The sequence below is a fragment of the Listeria goaensis genome (assembly GCF_900186125.1).
Lineage (GTDB): Bacteria > Bacillota > Bacilli > Lactobacillales > Listeriaceae > Listeria > Listeria goaensis.
Map to the genome: position 1 here is coordinate 1 of NZ_FYBQ01000012.1, position 17,004 is coordinate 17,004.

Sequence of the window (17,004 nt, forward strand, 5' to 3'; positions counted from 1 at the left end):
ACTATTTCGCCGTTTCAACAGATTCTTACGTACAAGGAACGTTCACAGGAAGTGTGAAATATGTTTCCCTTGTTGTGAATGGCACAGAATACGTGAAAACCCCTGTAAAAGATGCGAACACGTGGAGCTATTACTCTAGAGGCAAGATTGCGATGGGTGATACGGTTTCTGTGAAAGGGTACAATGTCGCAGGCGTTGTAGTGGATGAAAAACAAGTCAATGTAATTCTTAACCCACCAGGCGATAGTACTATTACAGCAAATAATTTTGTCTTGTACCAAGATAAATATGTTACAGGAACGTATACAGGAAGCGTGAAATACATTGCGCTGAAAGTCAATGGCACAGTATTAAGTAAAATCCCAGTTTCAGGTGGCACTTACTCATACTATGCACGACCAAATATCACATCTGAAGAAGATGTAGTATCCATTATTGCGTATAATAGCGCAAGTGTCCAAGTAGCGGAAGCACCTGTCCGAGTGAGTGATTCTGAAACGACAAGTGCTATCACAGCGAATAATTATAGTATTGGTGATAGTTCAGTAATTGGAACATATTCTGGAGATGTGAAATACATTTCTGCGACAGTGAATGGTACAGAACTTTCTAAAATCCCAGTAGACGGCTCAGGCACATATAACTATTATATTCGCCGTTATATCACAAGCGATACAGATACTATTGTAATGAACGCCTACAATTCAAGAAATGAAATTGCGAAAACTACTACAGTAAGAATCAATCCAAGTGGTCCATCAGCGATTACTGCACAGACTTACAATCTTGGAGAGAGTTCAGTAGTTGGTACGTACTCTGGAGATGTGAAATACATTTCTGCGACAGTGAATGACACAGAACTTTCTAAAATCCCAGTAGACGGTTCAGGCACATATGATTATTATATTCGCCGTTATGTCACAAGTGATACAGATCGAATTGTAATGAATGCCTATAATTCAAGAAATGAAATTGCGAAAACTACTCCAGTAAACATCGGTCAAACTGGTCCATCAGCGATTACTGCACAGACTTACAACCTTGGTGATAGTTCAGTAGTCGGCACGTATTCTGGAAATGTGAAATATATTTCCGCAACCGTGAATGACACAGAACTATCTAGAATCCCAGTAGACGGTTCAGGCACATATGATTACTATATTCGCCGTTATGTCACAAGTGACCAGGATACTATCGTAATGAAAGGTTATACTGCAGGTGGAGATGTGGTGGCTTCTAATAGAGTGACGATCCCACCAACTGCTCCAGCAACGTTAACAACAGATGTCTTTACGATTGGAACTTCAAGTAATGTCACAGGAACATCAACAAATGGTGTGAAATATATTGCGCTTAAAGTTGAAGGTGTCGTTAAATCTAAAATTCCAGTAAATGCAGATGGTTCGTTTACGTATTATGCGAAAGCCTTACTGAAAACACCAGGTATGCAAGTTTCGATGATAGGTTATGGCGGAGCGAACAATATTCTTGTTGAAACACCAGTAACGGTTCGATAAATTACTGAATGTTTCTAAGCAAACTAAACAGCAAAGAACTTTTCAAAGAGTTCTTTGCTGTTTTTTCTATTTGAACAACAAAAAGAGCAGCTCAACTTGAGCTGCTCTTTTCAATCTGAATGTATAACTTTAATTTTCCCCAGAAATATGTTTTTTTGGCAAAATAAAATGGAGGAAAAAGCTGATAACAGCCAGTAAAAACATAGTCCAAAAGACGATATGAAGACCTTCATACAAAATCGAGCGAAGGGGATTGATTAGACTCTCGTCCACTTGACCAGCTGTTTTTGGACTAATCAACAGATTTAAATGTTTTCTGTCCACACCTGCCGTCGCATTTGCCGCAAACTGTGAGGCAAGAATCGAGTTGAAAATTGTACCAAAAATCGCAACACCAATCGTTTGACCCACTGTTCGGAATAAAGTGTTAGAAGCTGTGGCGATACCCGTCTGATAGCGAGGCACTGCGTCTTGGACGGTGACCATGGTCGTAGTGAAGATAATACCAAAACCTAAGCCCATTAAGGCGCTATTTAAATAAAAGTAGATATCTAACGTGCTCGCTGGGAAAATCGCTAGGATTAGTCCGCTCAAAACCGTGATGAAAATGCCAAGGCCAACTGTATGGCGATTGCCGATTTTCATTAGCAGTTTTCCGCCTACAAATGAACCGATGATCCAAGTAATCGAAAGTGGGGCAATCATGAGCCCCGCAATTGTCGCGCCGTGGCCAAGCATACCTTGCGCCCACATGGGAATGTAAACGTTTATACCAATCAAAAAGGCGCTAATGAAGAAGCCAATTAAATTTCCGATAAGCACGACCGGATTTTTAAACAGAACAAAAGGCATGATAGGGTCTTTCGCCCGTTTCTCGGCGTAGTAAAAGCAGATAAAGAGCACAACTGCTAGCCCAAGTAAAATTAAAACGAGTGGCTCGCCCCAGTTTAGCGTTTCTCCGGCGCGCTGTAAGGCGAATAAAAGTGCAAGCAGTGCTACCGTAAATAGCGATATACCAAGGAAATCGATGGGGAGGTTTTCGTTTGCAACATTTTCTTTTAAATAAAGCCAGACTAAGAAAATCGTCAAAATTCCAACAGGAACATTGATAAAGAAAATCCAGTGCCATGATAATTGATCCACTAAAAAACCACCCAGAAGTGGACCGAAAACGCCAGCGATTCCCCATGCGGAACCCATGAATCCGAGTATTCTGGCGCGCTTTTCAAAAGGATAAATGTCGGCGATAATTGTCATTGTTAGCGGTAAAATTCCGCCTGCGCCGATTCCTTGGATAGCACGGAAAATAATAAGTTGCTCCATATTTGTGGCAAATCCGCAAAGTGTGGAGCCCACTAAAAAAATGAGCGTTGCGATAATAAAGATCATTTTTCTTCCATATAAGTCCGATAATTTCCCGTAAATGGGAACTGTAACGGCGGAAGTTAGTAAATAAATTGAAAAAATCCAATTCATAAGTTCGATGCCGTCAAGTTGGCTGACGATTGTTGGAATGGCTGTGCTGACAATCGTTCCTTCAATGGCTGCCATAAAAGTTGCCACAAAAACGGCGACTGTGACGGCTTTCACTTTTGTTTCTTCCACAAGATTTACCTCCCTTTCGTGTCAAGCTGAATTATAGCATAATTAAACGGCTTTTTGTCAAAGAATTCATCATTTGTGCCTTTTTCTTTGGAAAGGATTATAATGAAGGAGAATAAAAGGAGGAATGGAATTGACTTACGAACCGAATACGACTGAAACGATGTTGAAAATTAAAGAACTAACTGAAATTGCAAGTCCAACTGGGAATACACGCGAAATTATTGCGAAAATTGCTGCAGACTTAGCGGAATTAGATGTGAGCACCCGCTTAAATCATAAAGGTGGTTTAATTGTGACACTGCCTGGTGAAAATACGGAAAAGCATCGAATGTTGACGGCACATGTAGATACACTTGGTGCGATGGTGAAAGAAATAAAGGCAGATGGCCGCTTGTCGCTCTCTTTAATTGGCGGTTTTCGTTTCAATGCGATTGAAGGGGAATATTGTACGATTGAAACCTCGGATGGGAAAAAATTTAGCGGAACAATTTTGATGCATCAAACTTCGGTACATGTCTATAAAGATGCTGGCACGGCGGAGCGAAATGAACGCAACATGGAAGTACGAATTGATGCGCGCGTCACGTCTAAGGAAGAGGTTCGCGAACTAGGCATTGAAGTGGGTGACTTTGTTTCGTTTGATTCGCGAACCGAAATTGTAAACGATGAATTTATTAAGTCGCGCCATTTGGACGATAAAGCAAGTGTTGGCATGCTGCTGCGCCTCATTGAACATATTCAAAAAACGGGGGTTAAACTGCCGTATATGACCCATATTTTAATTTCAAATAATGAAGAAATCGGGTATGGCGGTAATTCGAACATTCCGGCTGAGGTTGTAGAATATTTGGCGGTCGACATGGGGGCGATTGGTGACGGGCAGGCAACTGATGAGTACACGGTGTCGATTTGTGCGAAAGACGGTAGCGGCCCGTATCACTACGGTTTTCGAAAAAACTTGGTGGAGCTTGCGAAACAGCATGATATTTCATATAAAGTGGATATTTATCCGTATTATGCGTCGGATGCCAGTGCGGCGATTCACGCGGGGAACGACATCGTGCACGGCTTAATTGGGGCGGGGATTGACTCTAGCCACGCATACGAGCGGACGCACCGCGATTCGCTCTATCACACGGAAAAGCTGCTTTACCACTATCTTTTAAGTGAGATGGTCAAGTAAATTTGGAGGTGTAAAACGATGAACGTACACGATTTTACAGAAGTCGCGATGGACGGTCACAAAATTCCACTATCTGTTTATGAAGGAAAAACACTGTTAATTGTGAATACAGCCAGCAAATGTGGCTTGACACCGCAATTAGAGGGGCTGGAATCGCTATACAAAACGTATCAAAAGGACGGCTTGGAAATTTTAGGCTTTCCATGCAATCAATTTTTGCGGCAGGATCCGGGTACGAATGAGGAAATCATGGAATTTTGCCAGTTAAATTACGGCGTGACATTTCAAATGTTTGAGAAAATTAAAGTCAAAGGTCGCGATGCCAATCCGCTTTACAAGTATCTCGTTGCTGAAACAGGCGGAAAGAAAATCGAATGGAATTTCGCAAAGTTCCTCATCGATGGCGATGGCAATATTATCGAACGCTTTTCTTCTAAAACAAAACCTGAAAACATCGAAGAAAATATTAAAGCGGCCCTTTTGAAATAAGGATTTAAAGAGGAATACGGCTAATTGATTTTAGTCGTATTTTTTTTTTGCCTCCTATGATATACTATAAAAATGTGAAGAAGTCGAGGAGGAAATGGAATCATGAGTCAGGGTTTACAAAAAGAAGTCGAAACGCGTAAAACATTTGCGATTATTTCCCATCCAGATGCGGGGAAAACAACGATTACCGAGCAGTTACTTCTTTTCGGTGGCGCGATTCGTTCAGCGGGTACTGTAAAAGGGAAAAAAACAGGGAAATATGCGACGAGTGACTGGATGGAAATTGAAAAGCAACGTGGGATTTCCGTCACGAGTTCGGTCATGCAGTTTGATTATCAGGATTGCCGTATTAACATCTTGGATACACCTGGGCACTCTGATTTTAGTGAAGATACGTATCGGACGCTTATGGCAGTTGACGCGGCTGTCATGGTTGTCGATTCCGCAAAAGGGATTGAAGCTCAAACAATTAAACTATTTAAAGTTTGTCGGATGCGCGGTATTCCAATTTTTACGTTTATGAATAAGATGGACCGTGAAGGGAAAATGCCACTTGAACTTTTGTCGGAATTAGAAGAAGTGCTTGGCATTGAATCTTACCCGATGAACTGGCCGATTGGTATGGGGAAAGAGCTCATGGGGCTCTATGATCGCTATCATCACGTTGTTGAGCGTTACCGGGCGGGGGAAGACGAAACTTTCTTGCCACTAAACGATGAAGGCGATTTGAAAGAGGCGCACGAGATTCAAAACTCAAGTTACTACACCCAAGCTTTGGAAGAAATTATGCTTTTAGATGAGGCAGGAAATGAATTTAGTCGCGAAAAAATTGCAAAAGGTGAACTGACGCCAGTTTTCTTCGGAAGTGCTTTAACGAACTTTGGGGTGGAAACGTTCTTAAAAACGTTTGTTGAATTTGCTCCGTCGCCAAGCGCTCACGAGACGAATGAAGGGGAAATTGCTGCCGAAGATAAGAGTTTCACAGGCTTTATCTTTAAAATTCAAGCGAATATGAATCCCGCTCACCGCGACCGCATTGCGTTTGTGCGAATTTGTTCAGGCGAATTCGAGCGTGGCATTGGTGTTACCTTAACGCGAACTGGCAAGCAAATGAAACTTGCAAACTCCACGCAATTTATGGCCGATGACCGGGAAAATGTGTCGCGCGCTGTAGCTGGCGATATTATCGGTTTATATGATACAGGAAATTATCAAATTGGCGATACGATTTCAAGCGGCAGCAAAACTATTGAGTTTCCAAAGTTACCGCAATTTACGCCGGAGTTATTTATGCGTGTTTCCGCGAAAAATGTTATGAAACAAAAACATTTCCATAAAGGTGTCGAACAGCTTGTTCAAGAAGGCGCCATTCAATTGTTTAAAACGTGGCGTATGGAAGATTATATTATTGGCGCCGTTGGTCAACTTCAATTTGAAGTGTTCGAACATCGGATGCGTAATGAATATAACTCGGAAATTATTATGGAGCCAATTGGGAAGAAAATCGCCCGTTGGATTCGCGAGGAAGATGTGGATGAGAAACTTTCAACTGCGCGTAGTATGCTCGTGAAAGACCGTTTTGATGCGCCGCTGTTCCTTTTCGAAAATGAATTTGCGATCAATTGGTTTAAGGATAAAAATCCAGATATCGAACTCACATCATTACTTTAAAAAAATAGATTGACTTTATTTTTACAAACATGGTATAGTCAATTAGTAGAGTTCAATTATATATCTTTTTGACAATAGTCAAAGGGGAGTAGCACTGGTTTTCGGACCGGGATAAAATCGTCATTACATGGACAAGCGTCCATCGGTTTTATTAACATGTCACATGTCAGCGAGACCTTTGCCCGTAACGGGTGAGGTCTCGTTTTTTATTTACTCGGCCTTGTCAAAAGAACAAAATCAAAGGAGGAATTTTAGTGGACACTGCAATGCTTTTAGAATACGGCTGGGTACTACTCGTCCTAATCGGACTTGAAGGGATTTTAGCCGCAGACAATGCTGTCGTGATGGCAGTTATGGTCAAACATTTACCAGAAAAACAACAGAAAAGGGCGCTTTTTTACGGTCTAATGGGCGCATTCGTCTTTCGTTTTGCTGCGCTTTTCTTAATTTCCTTCCTCGCAAATGTTTGGCAGGTGCAGGCGCTTGGAGCCGCATATCTCTTGTACATTGCAATTAGCCACATTGTGAAGCATCTAAGAGGAAGCGATCATAATGAAAAAGAAGCGAAAAAGTCAGGTTCAGGTTTCTGGATGACGGTGCTTAAAGTCGAGGTTGCAGATATTGCGTTTGCGATTGACTCCATGCTTGCTGCTGTAGCGCTTGCAATCACACTTCCTAAAACGGGTTGGGGACAAATTGGGGGTATTGACACAGGGCAGTTTGCCGTGATGTTCCTCGGCGGTTTAGTCGGCCTTATCATCATTCGTTTTGCCGCAACACAATTTGTGAAGCTACTCAAAAATTATCCATCTCTTGAAACAGCTGCCTTCCTAATTGTGGGCTGGGTAGGCGTAAAATTAGTCGTTTATACATTAGCGCATCCAAGCCTAGGCATTATCCCACATGAGTTCCCTGAATCGACTACTTGGAAACTAATTTTCTGGGGCGTGATGATTTTAATTATTATCTGGGGTTGGCTCATTTCAATTAAACAAAAGAAAAAAACGCAATCAGAACAATAAAACGCTTAACAATTTTTGAATAAGGGTATAAAATGAGAAGGTATGTACGTTTCATGTGCAGCCTTCTTATCTGTACATAGAAAAAAATGGGGTGAAGGAATGGATGTTTCAATATTAGCAGAGTACGTATGGGTCTTCTTCGTACTCGTCGCACTGGAAGGAATACTTTCCGCAGATAATGCTGTTGTTATGGCGGTTATCGTTCAAAAATTACCGCACGAAAAACAGCGGAAAGCCCTGTTTTACGGCTTAGTCGGTGCCTTTGTTTTCCGTTTTATTGCGCTTTTCTTAATTTCTTTCTTGGTTAAAATATGGGAAATACAAGCTATTGGCGCCATTTATTTATTATACTTAGCAATTAAACATATGATAGACTTAAAACGCGGTAAAGATGGCAAAAAGAAAACAAAAGAGGAAGACAAGGATAAGCCTGTGTCATTTTGGGGTATCGTGATGCGCGTTGAATTAACCGACATCGCTTTTGCGCTCGATTCGATGCTTGCTGCGGCCGCGCTTGCGATGACATTGCCTGATTTAGGCGATTTCACTATTGGTGGTATGAACGGCGGGCAATTCATCGTGATGTTCCTCGGCGGACTCGCTGGCTTAATCGTCATTCGTTTTGCGGCAACACAAGTTGTCAAATTACTAGAACGCTATCCAACGCTTGAAACGGCTGCTTTTCTAATCGTAGGTTGGGTGGGTGTTAAACTAGGTGTGTATACACTCGCGCACCCTTCAGTTGGTATTTTACCAGAGGATTTCCCAGATTCAACTGCATGGAAGCTGACATTTTGGTCGGTTATGCTAATAATTGGTATAGGTGGTTATATCATTGCTAGAAAAAAAGAAAAACAACAAAAGAAAACTCTATCTTGAAAACCGAACAATCAAAAATAAAATAAGAATTATCTTATCGCGCATGACGCCCGTTCAAATTATTATCACGTACTATTTTTTCGCGGTGACGATTTCAACGATTCTTCTCAGTCTCCCTTTTACTCAAAAACCGGGTGTGCATGTGTCTTTTCTCGACACGCTTTTTCTTGCGGCCAGCTCGGTTAGTGTGACGGGGCTCGCGACAGTCGATGTCGGCGCTTCTTACAGCACGGCAGGGATTTGGGTGCTCATGGGAATCTTCCAACTCGGCGGGCTCGGCGTGATGATGCTCAGCACTTTTTTCTACTTGATTTTGCGGCGGAAAATCGGGCTTAAGCAGCGGCAACTCATTATGACGGATACGAACCAATATACGATGAGTGGTATGGTTCGGATGTTGCGTGAAATTTTATTTCTCATCTTTGGGATTGAAATTATCGGTGCCGTCATTTTAGGGCTCTATTTCATCCCGTTTTTCCCAACAATTGGGGAGGCGCTGTTCCAAGGGATTTACAATTCGGTGTCGCTCGTGACAAACGCAGGTGTCGATATAACGGGGTCTTCTTTAATTCCGTTTGTGAATGATTATTTCGTGCAGTTTATCGCCATTTTGCTTATTGTCGCAGGAGGAATTGGTTTCCCTGTTCTGCTTGAAACGCGACGCTTTTTATTCGAAAAAAATACGCTCTATCCGTTTCGCTTCTCGCTGTTTGTGAAGGTTACGACGCTCACGTATTTGGTGCTTTTAATTGGTGGTGGGCTACTTATTTGGGGCATGGAAGCGGGGCATTTATTTAAAAATGCCAGCCTGAGTGAGGGCTTCTTTAATTCAATGTTCTTGTCGGCAACCTCTCGAAGTGCTGGACTACAAACGATTGATAGCGGCGCATTTACGGCTCCAACATTGCTATTTGTTTCGTTCTTAATGTTCATCGGGGCATCGCCGAGTTCTGTTGGTGGCGGTATTCGAACGACAACGTTTGCGGTGACGATTTTGTTCCTTTATTCGGTCATTCGTGGACGCAATCACATTTATATTTTTGGACGCGAATTGCATCAGGAAGATGTTAGAAAATCGCTTGCTGTCATTATTTTTGCGACGATTTTATGTTTAACGGCCGTCATTGTGCTGGCGCAGACGGAAAGAGCCACGCTTATTGAAATTATTTTTGAAGTTTTTTCGGCATTTGGAACGTGCGGACTTTCGCTAGGTTTAACGCCGAATTTAAGTGTCGCTGGGAAAATCATTATTATTATTCTCATGTTCATTGGCCGCGTTGGGATTATGTATTCCATGCTTAGCTTGCGGAAAAAAAGCGAACCGAAAAATGCGATTCGCTTGCCGAAAGAGAAAATTATTACAGGTTAATTTTAAAAAGCCGTTTTGCTCACTGCAAAACGGCTTTTTTAGGTTGGTTTTGGTCGGTACGTGCTTACTTCGGTTGTGCGGCTCATTTTTTCGTAAAACAATCGCTTGTCTCGCGCAAAAAAGTTAGCGCTAATATGAATGGCAAATAGAAGGGCGGTTGCGGCGGAAATGGCGAATAAAACGAGCGTGAGTTGTGGTGTGGTGATTTTCGGAATTTGCTCGTTAAGTGGAATGATAATAAGACCACCGACTAAATAATAGAGCAGACCGTATCTAACGAGAAGATGCTTCAATTTAACGCGACTTTCGCCAATGCGTACAATGCGAATATGCACAATCCATTTTCCAATGGTCAAGCCGTTTGTCAAACTTGGCAGGACAATGAAATAAAGGAAAATAAGAAGGATTTGCCAAATGATTTTTTTGTAGTAGTCGGAGCCAGATGAGCTGATTTCAGAAAAAGGTAACAGGTGTAGCCAGGTTAAGAGTCCTGTCATGACATTCAAAAGGAACCAGTCAATAAAGGTAGCCAAAAACCGTCTAACGAAACTGACGCGCGTGCTACGCGCACTACTCGTTTGGTCCATTTTTTCCCGCGAAGGTAAAAAGAACGTAAACAGCGGGGCGAGCGCATAGCCGATGAGTCCGCCGACTGTATTTAAGATAAGATCGTCCACGTCAAACAAGCGGTAAGCGTGGGGGTAAAGGAAAAAGAGTCCGGTCAATTGAGTGAGCTCAAAAAAGAAGGAGAGCAGAAACGAGATGAGTGTCGTTTTACCAATTGAAAGCCGAAAATAATAGCGTAAATATACACCAAGTGGTAGAAGTAGGAAAATGTTAAATAATGGCTGAATAAACACATCCTGAGTGAGCGCCGGCAAATAGGTGGACGGGTCGGTGATGACGAGCACCGTTTGGTTGATGAAATCAGCAATGAAGTGAAAAGGAATGAGCTGTGGTGCAGGCGCGTTTGAATTTGCTACATCAGCCATGTCGGGCAGTGGCAAGATGGTCATAAAAAAAGCCGCCATTAAATAGAAAATGAGCGTAAATAAGACAAAGACACGCATGAAAGTGATGCTGCCGAATTTGCGATAAGAATAAATGGCAAACGGTATGGTTAATAGAATGCTTAAAAATGGAAAGAGTATAAGTGCGATTTTAACTGGAAATAAATAGGTCATGTTGGTTCCCCTTTAAGAAATGTTAAAACAGACGGATGACAAACGGCAATTCGTCGTTTATCATCCGCCTGAATATTAGTTGTTATTTGGCGTTCCAAGATTTTGGCACAGGGCGTCTGAACATACCCATGAGTCCCGTTAACATGAGTAAAATACCAGATACTACCCAAGATGTTCCGATGACGAAAAATAAAGCTAACCCAATTAGGAAAATAATAACGCCCCAGCTTCTAGGAGCTTTACCGATAAATAATGTTCCAATAAGTGCGATAGCGGAAGCAATTAAAGTAATCCAGCCAAGTTGTGTGACGCTATCCCCAAGTCTGCCAGATAAATACGTAAATGTTTGAATATAAGCTGTAATTTCTTCCCCATAATTGATAATCCAAATGCCGACCCCTAATCCGATAATTGATCCAATAAGACCAAGAATAACTTCAGGTTTGCGATTTGCCATGTCTATTCCTCCTTAGACGTTCCAATTGTTAATACCCCTCACTAGGCAATATTTTTTCTTTTAATCTAAAAAAAGCGGTTTTGAGTCGACTCATTCGAAGTTCAATAATTGGTTGAACGAACGTGGTGACAATGTTGCTCGATAGAATAACAGTTAAGCCGAATGAGATGGCCAACAAGAGGACAAATGTTTTTGACGTGTAATTAAAGTCTGACAAGCTTCCTTCCCGAAACATTTTAATAAAGAAGCCGTGCAGAAGGTACACGTATAAAGTATTTTTACCCCATTTTGTAAAGAATAATCGCTTTTTCGGAACAAAAGTAAGGAATGCAGCAATGGAAAGGAAACTAATGCCATAAATCACGCATCTGATGAGGAGCCCAAACGTTTTGACGTCAACGAAACTGGCGTAAGGTTTGGAGCCTAAAAACCAGTTTTCATTTAAATCTGGGTTAAAAATAATGAACGTAATAATGGCAAGCATAATAAAACTGCCGGCAATGCGCGCTGAACGCGTTTGTAATTTCTTAAAATGTTCTTTTTGCATGAAGAAGCCGATTAAAAAGAACGGAAAGAATACAAATGTGCGAGATAAGCTTAAATAGCCATCAATCATGTCAGAATAACCAGCGATAAGACCAATTAAAATGGCGAGTGAGATGCTTACGCTCGGTTTTAATTTTGTGAAGCCATATAAGAATATATTCCAAAAAAATAAACTAAGTAGGAACCAAAGTGACCATTCAGGGTCAAGTAAGGTAAGTGAAATACTGTCTTGACCGAGTAAGTAATAATAGAAAATCGAATAAATAAGTTGAAAGAAGACATAGGGTAAAATTAACTTTTTCATCGTTTTCATGAAATATCCAGGCTTTTTAAAGCCTTTTGCAAAATACCCCGATATTAAAATAAATGCTGGCATATGAAAAGTGTAAATAAAGATGTATAATACACGTACACTCGCATATTCAGCAACAAAAGTTTGTAAGAGGTGACCAAAAACAACAAGAAAAATTAAAATAAATTTTGCGTTGTCGAAATAGTGATCCCGTGGTTTACTTTGTTTTATCGTATCCATAAATTTCACCACACGGTCCTTTCTACATAAAAAGTCTATAGTTATTTTCCCATACCGCTGTAACAATAAACTGACAAAATACTAACAAATTATTGTTTTGCTATTACAAAGGAGGGCTAATTTATGGAAAAGAGAATTTTTGAGTCGCCAATTGGATTACTGTACTTAACCGTTGAAAATAGCCATGTTATCAAGATTTCTTACGACGATAAAGTCCAAAATGAAAGTGGAACGGCAGAAGAAAATCGCGTTATGAATGAGCTCGTAACAGAGCTTACGGACTATTTTTCAGGAAAGTTACAACGATTTCAAGTTAACTTTAAATTGAGTGGCACGGCGTTTGAACAGGCTGTTTACGAGGTGCTCACTGAAATTCCGTATGGTGACTTTTGGTCATACAAACAGGTGGCGAGTCATATTCAAAATGCCTCTTCAGTGCGAGCAGTTGGACAAGCAAACCGAAAAAATCCGCTGCCGATTATCATTCCGTGCCACCGTGTCGTGCAAGAAGGCGGGCAACTTGGTGGCTATAATGGTGCGGATTATGCGAAGAAAATTTGGTTGTTAGAATTTGAAATGAACCATAAAACTGATTTTTGGTCATAAAAAAAGGAAATCCTCCAAAAAAGGATTTCCTTTTTAAATTAAGCTGTTACTTTTGTGCCGATTGTGATGGCTCCATTTTCATCAAGTTGGGCAATAAGTTCAGTCACATCAGGTTGTTCAATGAGCACATCGGCAATAGCATCTTCCAAGTGTTCTTGAATGGTTCTTCTTAGCGGACGAGCGCCAAATTTTGCATCATAACCGAGGTCGATTAATTTTGCTTTCACATCGTCAGGTACGCTAATTTCCATGTTTTGTGTTTGCAGCATGTCATTTAAATCTTGTAGCATAAGGCTGACAATTTGCATTAAGTCCTCTTTTTCAAGGCTATTAAATTCGATAACGCTATCTAGACGGTTTAGGAATTCAGGTTTGAAGTAATAGCCAAGACGATCTAGGAGGTCGCTACCTTTTTCGAGTTTATCATTGGTATGGTTAAAACCAACTGCGGCTTCTTTTGTGCCGCTTCCCGCATTACTCGTCATGATGATGACTGTGTCTTTAAAGCTAACTGTTCTTCCTTGAGAGTCCGTCAAACGGCCATCTTCCAAAATTTGGAGGAACATATGCTGAACATCAGGGTGCGCTTTTTCCATTTCATCAAGAAGTAAAATGCTATACGGATTGCGGCGAATTTTCTCAGTAAGCTGACCAGCTTCCTCGTGACCAACATAGCCTGGAGGCGAGCCGATAAGTTTTGAAACGCTGTGTTTTTCCATGAACTCAGACATATCAAGGCGAATCATCGCATCTTCTGAACCGAAAAGTTCATTCGCGAGTGTGCGACCAAGTTCTGTTTTACCGACCCCAGTTGGGCCGACAAAGAGGAAGGAGCCGATTGGGCGATTTTTTTGCTTCAACCCAACCCGACCACGCCGGATTGCTTTCGTAATTTTTTTCACCGCATCTTTTTGACCGATTACTTTTTTGTTTAAATGAGCTTCCAAGTCTTTCAACTTCGATTGCTCGTCTTGTTCGAGACGGCCAACTGGAATGCCTGTTTTTTCTTCGATGAGCGCCTGAATATCCGACGCCTGAATTACAGGACGTTCCGAAATACCCACTCGCATTTTATTTTCCGACAACCGCGAAATTTCATCGCGAATTTGAGCTGCTTCTTCATAATCTTCTTTTTGCAGTGCCACATCTTTTTTGGCTTCAAGTCGATTAAGTCGCTCTGTTGCCGTTTTTTCGTCCAATTTTTCAATTGTTAAATTGTATTTTGAACCGACTTCATCCATTAAGTCGATGGCTTTATCCGGCAAATGCCGGTCCTGAATATAGCGCGCGCTAAGCGTTACTGCCGCTTCTAAGCTTTCCTTCGAATAAACGACCTCATGAAAGTTCTCGTAGTTTTCCTTCAAGCCTTCCAAAATCGTGAGCGTTGCGCTTGTACTCGGCTCATCTACTATCACAGGTTGGAATCTACGTTCAAGCGCCGCATCTTTTTCGATTTTGCGATATTCGTTTAGCGTTGTCGCGCCAATCATTTGAAGCTCACCGCGAGCAAGGGCTGGTTTTAAAATGTTTCCAGCGTCCATCGAGCCTTCCGCAGAGCCCGCGCCAACAATCGTGTGCACCTCGTCAATAAATAAAATGGTGTTCGTGCGTGCAGAAAGTTCCGCGATAAGCTGCTTCATGCGCTCTTCAAACTGCCCGCGAATCCCCGTACCAGAAACGAGCGAAGCCACATCAAGTAAAATCACTTCTTTGTCTAAAAGTTTGTTAGGAACAGCACCTGCCGCTATCGCTCTTGCCAGTCCTTCAACAACAGCCGTTTTACCGACCCCAGGTTCCCCAATTAAAACGGGATTATTTTTATTGCGGCGATTTAAAATTTCAATTGTCCGTTTGATTTCGTCATCGCGACCAATCACCGGATCTAATTTGCCATCTTTCGCCATTTGTGAAAGATTCGTTCCAAATTCATCAAGCAAGCCTGATCCGCCCTGCCTGGTTTCCGTTTGAACTTGGCTTCCTCTTTGGGCTGTCGCCCCGTTTTGATTCATATTCCCGCTAATTTGACGGAAAAAATCATCAAGCGGAGAAGCTCCGTTTTGCATGAAGTTTGCTTGATTATTTTTAAGTGACGCGTAACAAGATTCGCATAGTGGCATCTCCACGCGCTTTCCATTTACATTCATATAAAGTTGAATTCGTGCATCATTTTGATTACAGTTTTGACATAACATAAATTGATTTCCTCCTTTTAACAATAAGAATCAATTTCAGGTCAACTGACTTTGACTATATTTGACCTTATGTTCTTAGTATACACTGACCATTTCTGACTTTCAAGCATTTTGCTCGTATTTTTTGTAACTAACAAACAAAAATTTAGCGTTTAGTCAAAAATAAAAAGCACCCCAAAAGGATGCTTAATAGATTGGCAACGCAGAAAGTAATAAAAATGCAAATAGGAGATGTGACATATATAACATAAGTAAGCTGGGTCGCCAAATGTACAAGGCACCCCAGAAGAGGGAAGCCACGAAAATGGCAATGACCATGGCAATATTACCACTTGCGACGACGAACAAGGCTGATAAAATCGATGAAACGAGTAAGGCGAACCAATTCGCATATGAATCCAGCAATCTTTTTAAAACGAAACCGCGCCAAAAAATTTCTTCACCAGGGACAATGGCGATGACAAGTAAGATCCACACTAACCAGTTATCTGTTGCGTATTTATTAAACGCGCTATGTACGGCTGAATTTAAACCAAAGGGTAAGAATTTAAAAATAAATGCGCCTATATAAAAAATAATATATAAAATGATAGCTGAAAAAATAGCTGGTAAAATACCTTTGAATATGGAAAATTTCTTTCTTAAATCAACATTGAAAATACAAAAACTGAGTAAAAATAACATGCTTGCTCCGTACATATACCAGAAACTTTTTGAAAATTGATACGTGATGAAAATCAGGATGGCTGCTAGTAGAAGCCCGGTAATTAGCTTGAAATCTATTCTGTTGCTCCTCAATACAAAAACACCTCTTAAAAATTCTTCTTTATACCATACTTTAATCGAAAATGGTTAATTTCGCAACAAAACATATTTTAAACGGCTTTTGTCGGCGAATTTTGTTATAATGAAACAAAGATTTTGTTTTTTAGCAATAGAGGAGTGTTGATGTGTTAGAAAAAAACTATAAATTTCTATTGTGGCTATATATTTTCTGGTTTCTAGGAAGCATTTTATTAATTTCAATCGGTGTCCTACCATCAAAAATAACGGGTGTGCATTCCATCTTTCTTATATTTACTGGGATTTTTGCGATGGTGTTTTTCATCGTTCAGTACGGGAAAGGACTTGGGACAGCTATTACCATTTTAATTTTTGCGGTTACAACTTGTATTGAATGGATGCAATTGAGTTTTGCGGATGATATGTATACGTTTAATTATGGTTTTATGATAAAAGGAATTCCAGTTACATTTGGCTTTATTTGGATAGGTTTAATCGCGGGGACGCACGTTATCGCACGCGAAATTACGCTGAAAGTAAATATTGATTGGCTTCGCGGCGGGATGTACGCTGTTATTGCGGCGACGATGGTGATGGTTTTTGAAGTGCTTGTTGAGCCGATTTCCACACAAGTTAAACAATTGCCTTTTCTCGGAAATGGTTTAACGATTTTACAATTTTCGGATATCACGGATTGGTTTTTGCTAGGATTAATTCTCCATTTGATGATTTACTTTATTTTAAGTTTGACAAATCGTTGGGAGAATTTGAAATATCCCAATTTAAAATCTGAAATTGTTGTGGTCTATTGGATTATTTTAGCTTTCTTCATTTTTTTATCACTATATGCAGATCTTTGGGCAACAATAGTAGTAGGGCTAATTGCAAATGTGATTTTTACAATTTGTTATTACTTAAGCTTGGAAACAAAACCAGATTTCACATCAAAAAAAACGAAAACGTGATAAC

At 40.8% G+C, this 17,004-nt stretch carries 15 protein-coding genes and 1 riboswitch; of the genes, 9 read left to right on the forward strand and 6 right to left on the reverse strand.

Annotation, left to right across the window (positions count from 1 at the left end):
- On the forward strand, window positions 1-1,517 hold a 1,517-nt coding region (locus CFT42_RS12215; protein WP_341864837.1), incomplete at its 5' end, for an immunoglobulin-like domain-containing protein.
- 129 nt (window positions 1,518-1,646) lie between these two features.
- On the opposite strand, the gene CFT42_RS12220 is transcribed toward CFT42_RS12215, so the two are convergent.
- Window positions 1,647-3,122: an LM6179_1298 family efflux MFS transporter gene (locus CFT42_RS12220; protein ID WP_088809461.1), complete on the reverse strand. Its 1,476-nt coding sequence runs from the start codon at window positions 3,120-3,122 to the stop codon at window positions 1,647-1,649.
- Between the two features lie 130 nt (window positions 3,123-3,252).
- Between CFT42_RS12220 and CFT42_RS12225 the strand changes: the two genes are divergently transcribed.
- From CFT42_RS12225 to CFT42_RS12250, 6 genes are all read left to right on the forward strand, one after another.
- Entirely contained in the window at window positions 3,253-4,305 is a 1,053-nt protein-coding gene (locus CFT42_RS12225) for a M42 family metallopeptidase (protein ID WP_088809462.1), read from the forward strand.
- Between the two features lie 18 nt (window positions 4,306-4,323).
- A complete protein-coding gene (locus tag CFT42_RS12230) occupies window positions 4,324-4,794 on the forward strand; it encodes a glutathione peroxidase (RefSeq protein ID WP_088809463.1) in 471 nt (156 codons plus the stop codon).
- 102 nt (window positions 4,795-4,896) lie between these two features.
- Window positions 4,897-6,465, forward strand: coding sequence for a peptide chain release factor 3 (locus CFT42_RS12235; RefSeq protein WP_088809464.1), 1,569 nt, complete (start codon window positions 4,897-4,899; stop codon window positions 6,463-6,465).
- 71 nt (window positions 6,466-6,536) lie between these two features.
- Window positions 6,537-6,690: riboswitch (yybP-ykoY riboswitch) on the forward strand.
- A 29-nt stretch (window positions 6,691-6,719) separates the two neighbouring features.
- On the forward strand, window positions 6,720-7,487 hold the full coding sequence (locus CFT42_RS12240; protein ID WP_088809465.1) for a TerC family protein: 768 nt from the start codon (window positions 6,720-6,722) through the stop codon (window positions 7,485-7,487).
- Window positions 7,488-7,586: 99 nt separating this feature from the next.
- Entirely contained in the window at window positions 7,587-8,366 is a 780-nt protein-coding gene (locus tag CFT42_RS12245; protein ID WP_088809466.1) for a TerC family protein, read from the forward strand.
- A gap of 43 nt (window positions 8,367-8,409) precedes the next feature.
- Window positions 8,410-9,735: a TrkH family potassium uptake protein gene (locus tag CFT42_RS12250; protein ID WP_088809646.1), complete on the forward strand. Its 1,326-nt coding sequence runs from the start codon at window positions 8,410-8,412 to the stop codon at window positions 9,733-9,735.
- Between the two features lie 38 nt (window positions 9,736-9,773).
- Here CFT42_RS12250 and CFT42_RS12255 read toward each other — a convergent pair whose 3' ends face one another.
- From CFT42_RS12255 to CFT42_RS12265, 3 genes are all read right to left on the reverse strand, one after another.
- Window positions 9,774-10,919 (reverse strand): VanZ family protein, encoded by a 1,146-nt coding sequence (locus CFT42_RS12255; RefSeq protein ID WP_088809467.1) that lies wholly within the window; start codon window positions 10,917-10,919, stop codon window positions 9,774-9,776.
- A gap of 82 nt (window positions 10,920-11,001) precedes the next feature.
- Window positions 11,002-11,376 carry a DUF4064 domain-containing protein gene (locus tag CFT42_RS12260; RefSeq protein WP_088809468.1) on the reverse strand — a complete coding sequence of 125 codons (375 nt, stop codon included), beginning with the start codon at window positions 11,374-11,376 and terminating at the stop codon, window positions 11,002-11,004.
- A 28-nt stretch (window positions 11,377-11,404) separates the two neighbouring features.
- A complete protein-coding gene (locus CFT42_RS12265) occupies window positions 11,405-12,454 on the reverse strand; it encodes an acyltransferase family protein (RefSeq protein WP_088809469.1) in 1,050 nt (349 codons plus the stop codon).
- Between the two features lie 123 nt (window positions 12,455-12,577).
- Here CFT42_RS12265 and CFT42_RS12270 point away from each other — a divergent pair, with 123 nt between their 5' ends.
- The gene (locus CFT42_RS12270) at window positions 12,578-13,060 is read left to right on the forward strand and encodes a methylated-DNA--[protein]-cysteine S-methyltransferase (RefSeq protein ID WP_088809470.1); all 483 of its coding nucleotides are present in this window, start codon (window positions 12,578-12,580) and stop codon (window positions 13,058-13,060) included.
- Window positions 13,061-13,098: 38 nt separating this feature from the next.
- Here the strand turns inward: CFT42_RS12270 and CFT42_RS12275 are convergent, their stop codons facing one another.
- Entirely contained in the window at window positions 13,099-15,252 is a 2,154-nt protein-coding gene (locus CFT42_RS12275; protein ID WP_088816239.1) for an ATP-dependent Clp protease ATP-binding subunit, read from the reverse strand.
- A gap of 186 nt (window positions 15,253-15,438) precedes the next feature.
- The gene (locus CFT42_RS12280; protein WP_088809472.1) at window positions 15,439-16,050 is read right to left on the reverse strand and encodes a CPBP family glutamic-type intramembrane protease; all 612 of its coding nucleotides are present in this window, start codon (window positions 16,048-16,050) and stop codon (window positions 15,439-15,441) included.
- Window positions 16,051-16,202: 152 nt separating this feature from the next.
- Between CFT42_RS12280 and CFT42_RS12285 the strand changes: the two genes are divergently transcribed.
- Entirely contained in the window at window positions 16,203-17,000 is a 798-nt protein-coding gene (locus CFT42_RS12285) for a DUF422 domain-containing protein (RefSeq protein WP_088816240.1), read from the forward strand.
- The last annotated feature ends 4 nt before the right edge of the window (window positions 17,001-17,004 follow it).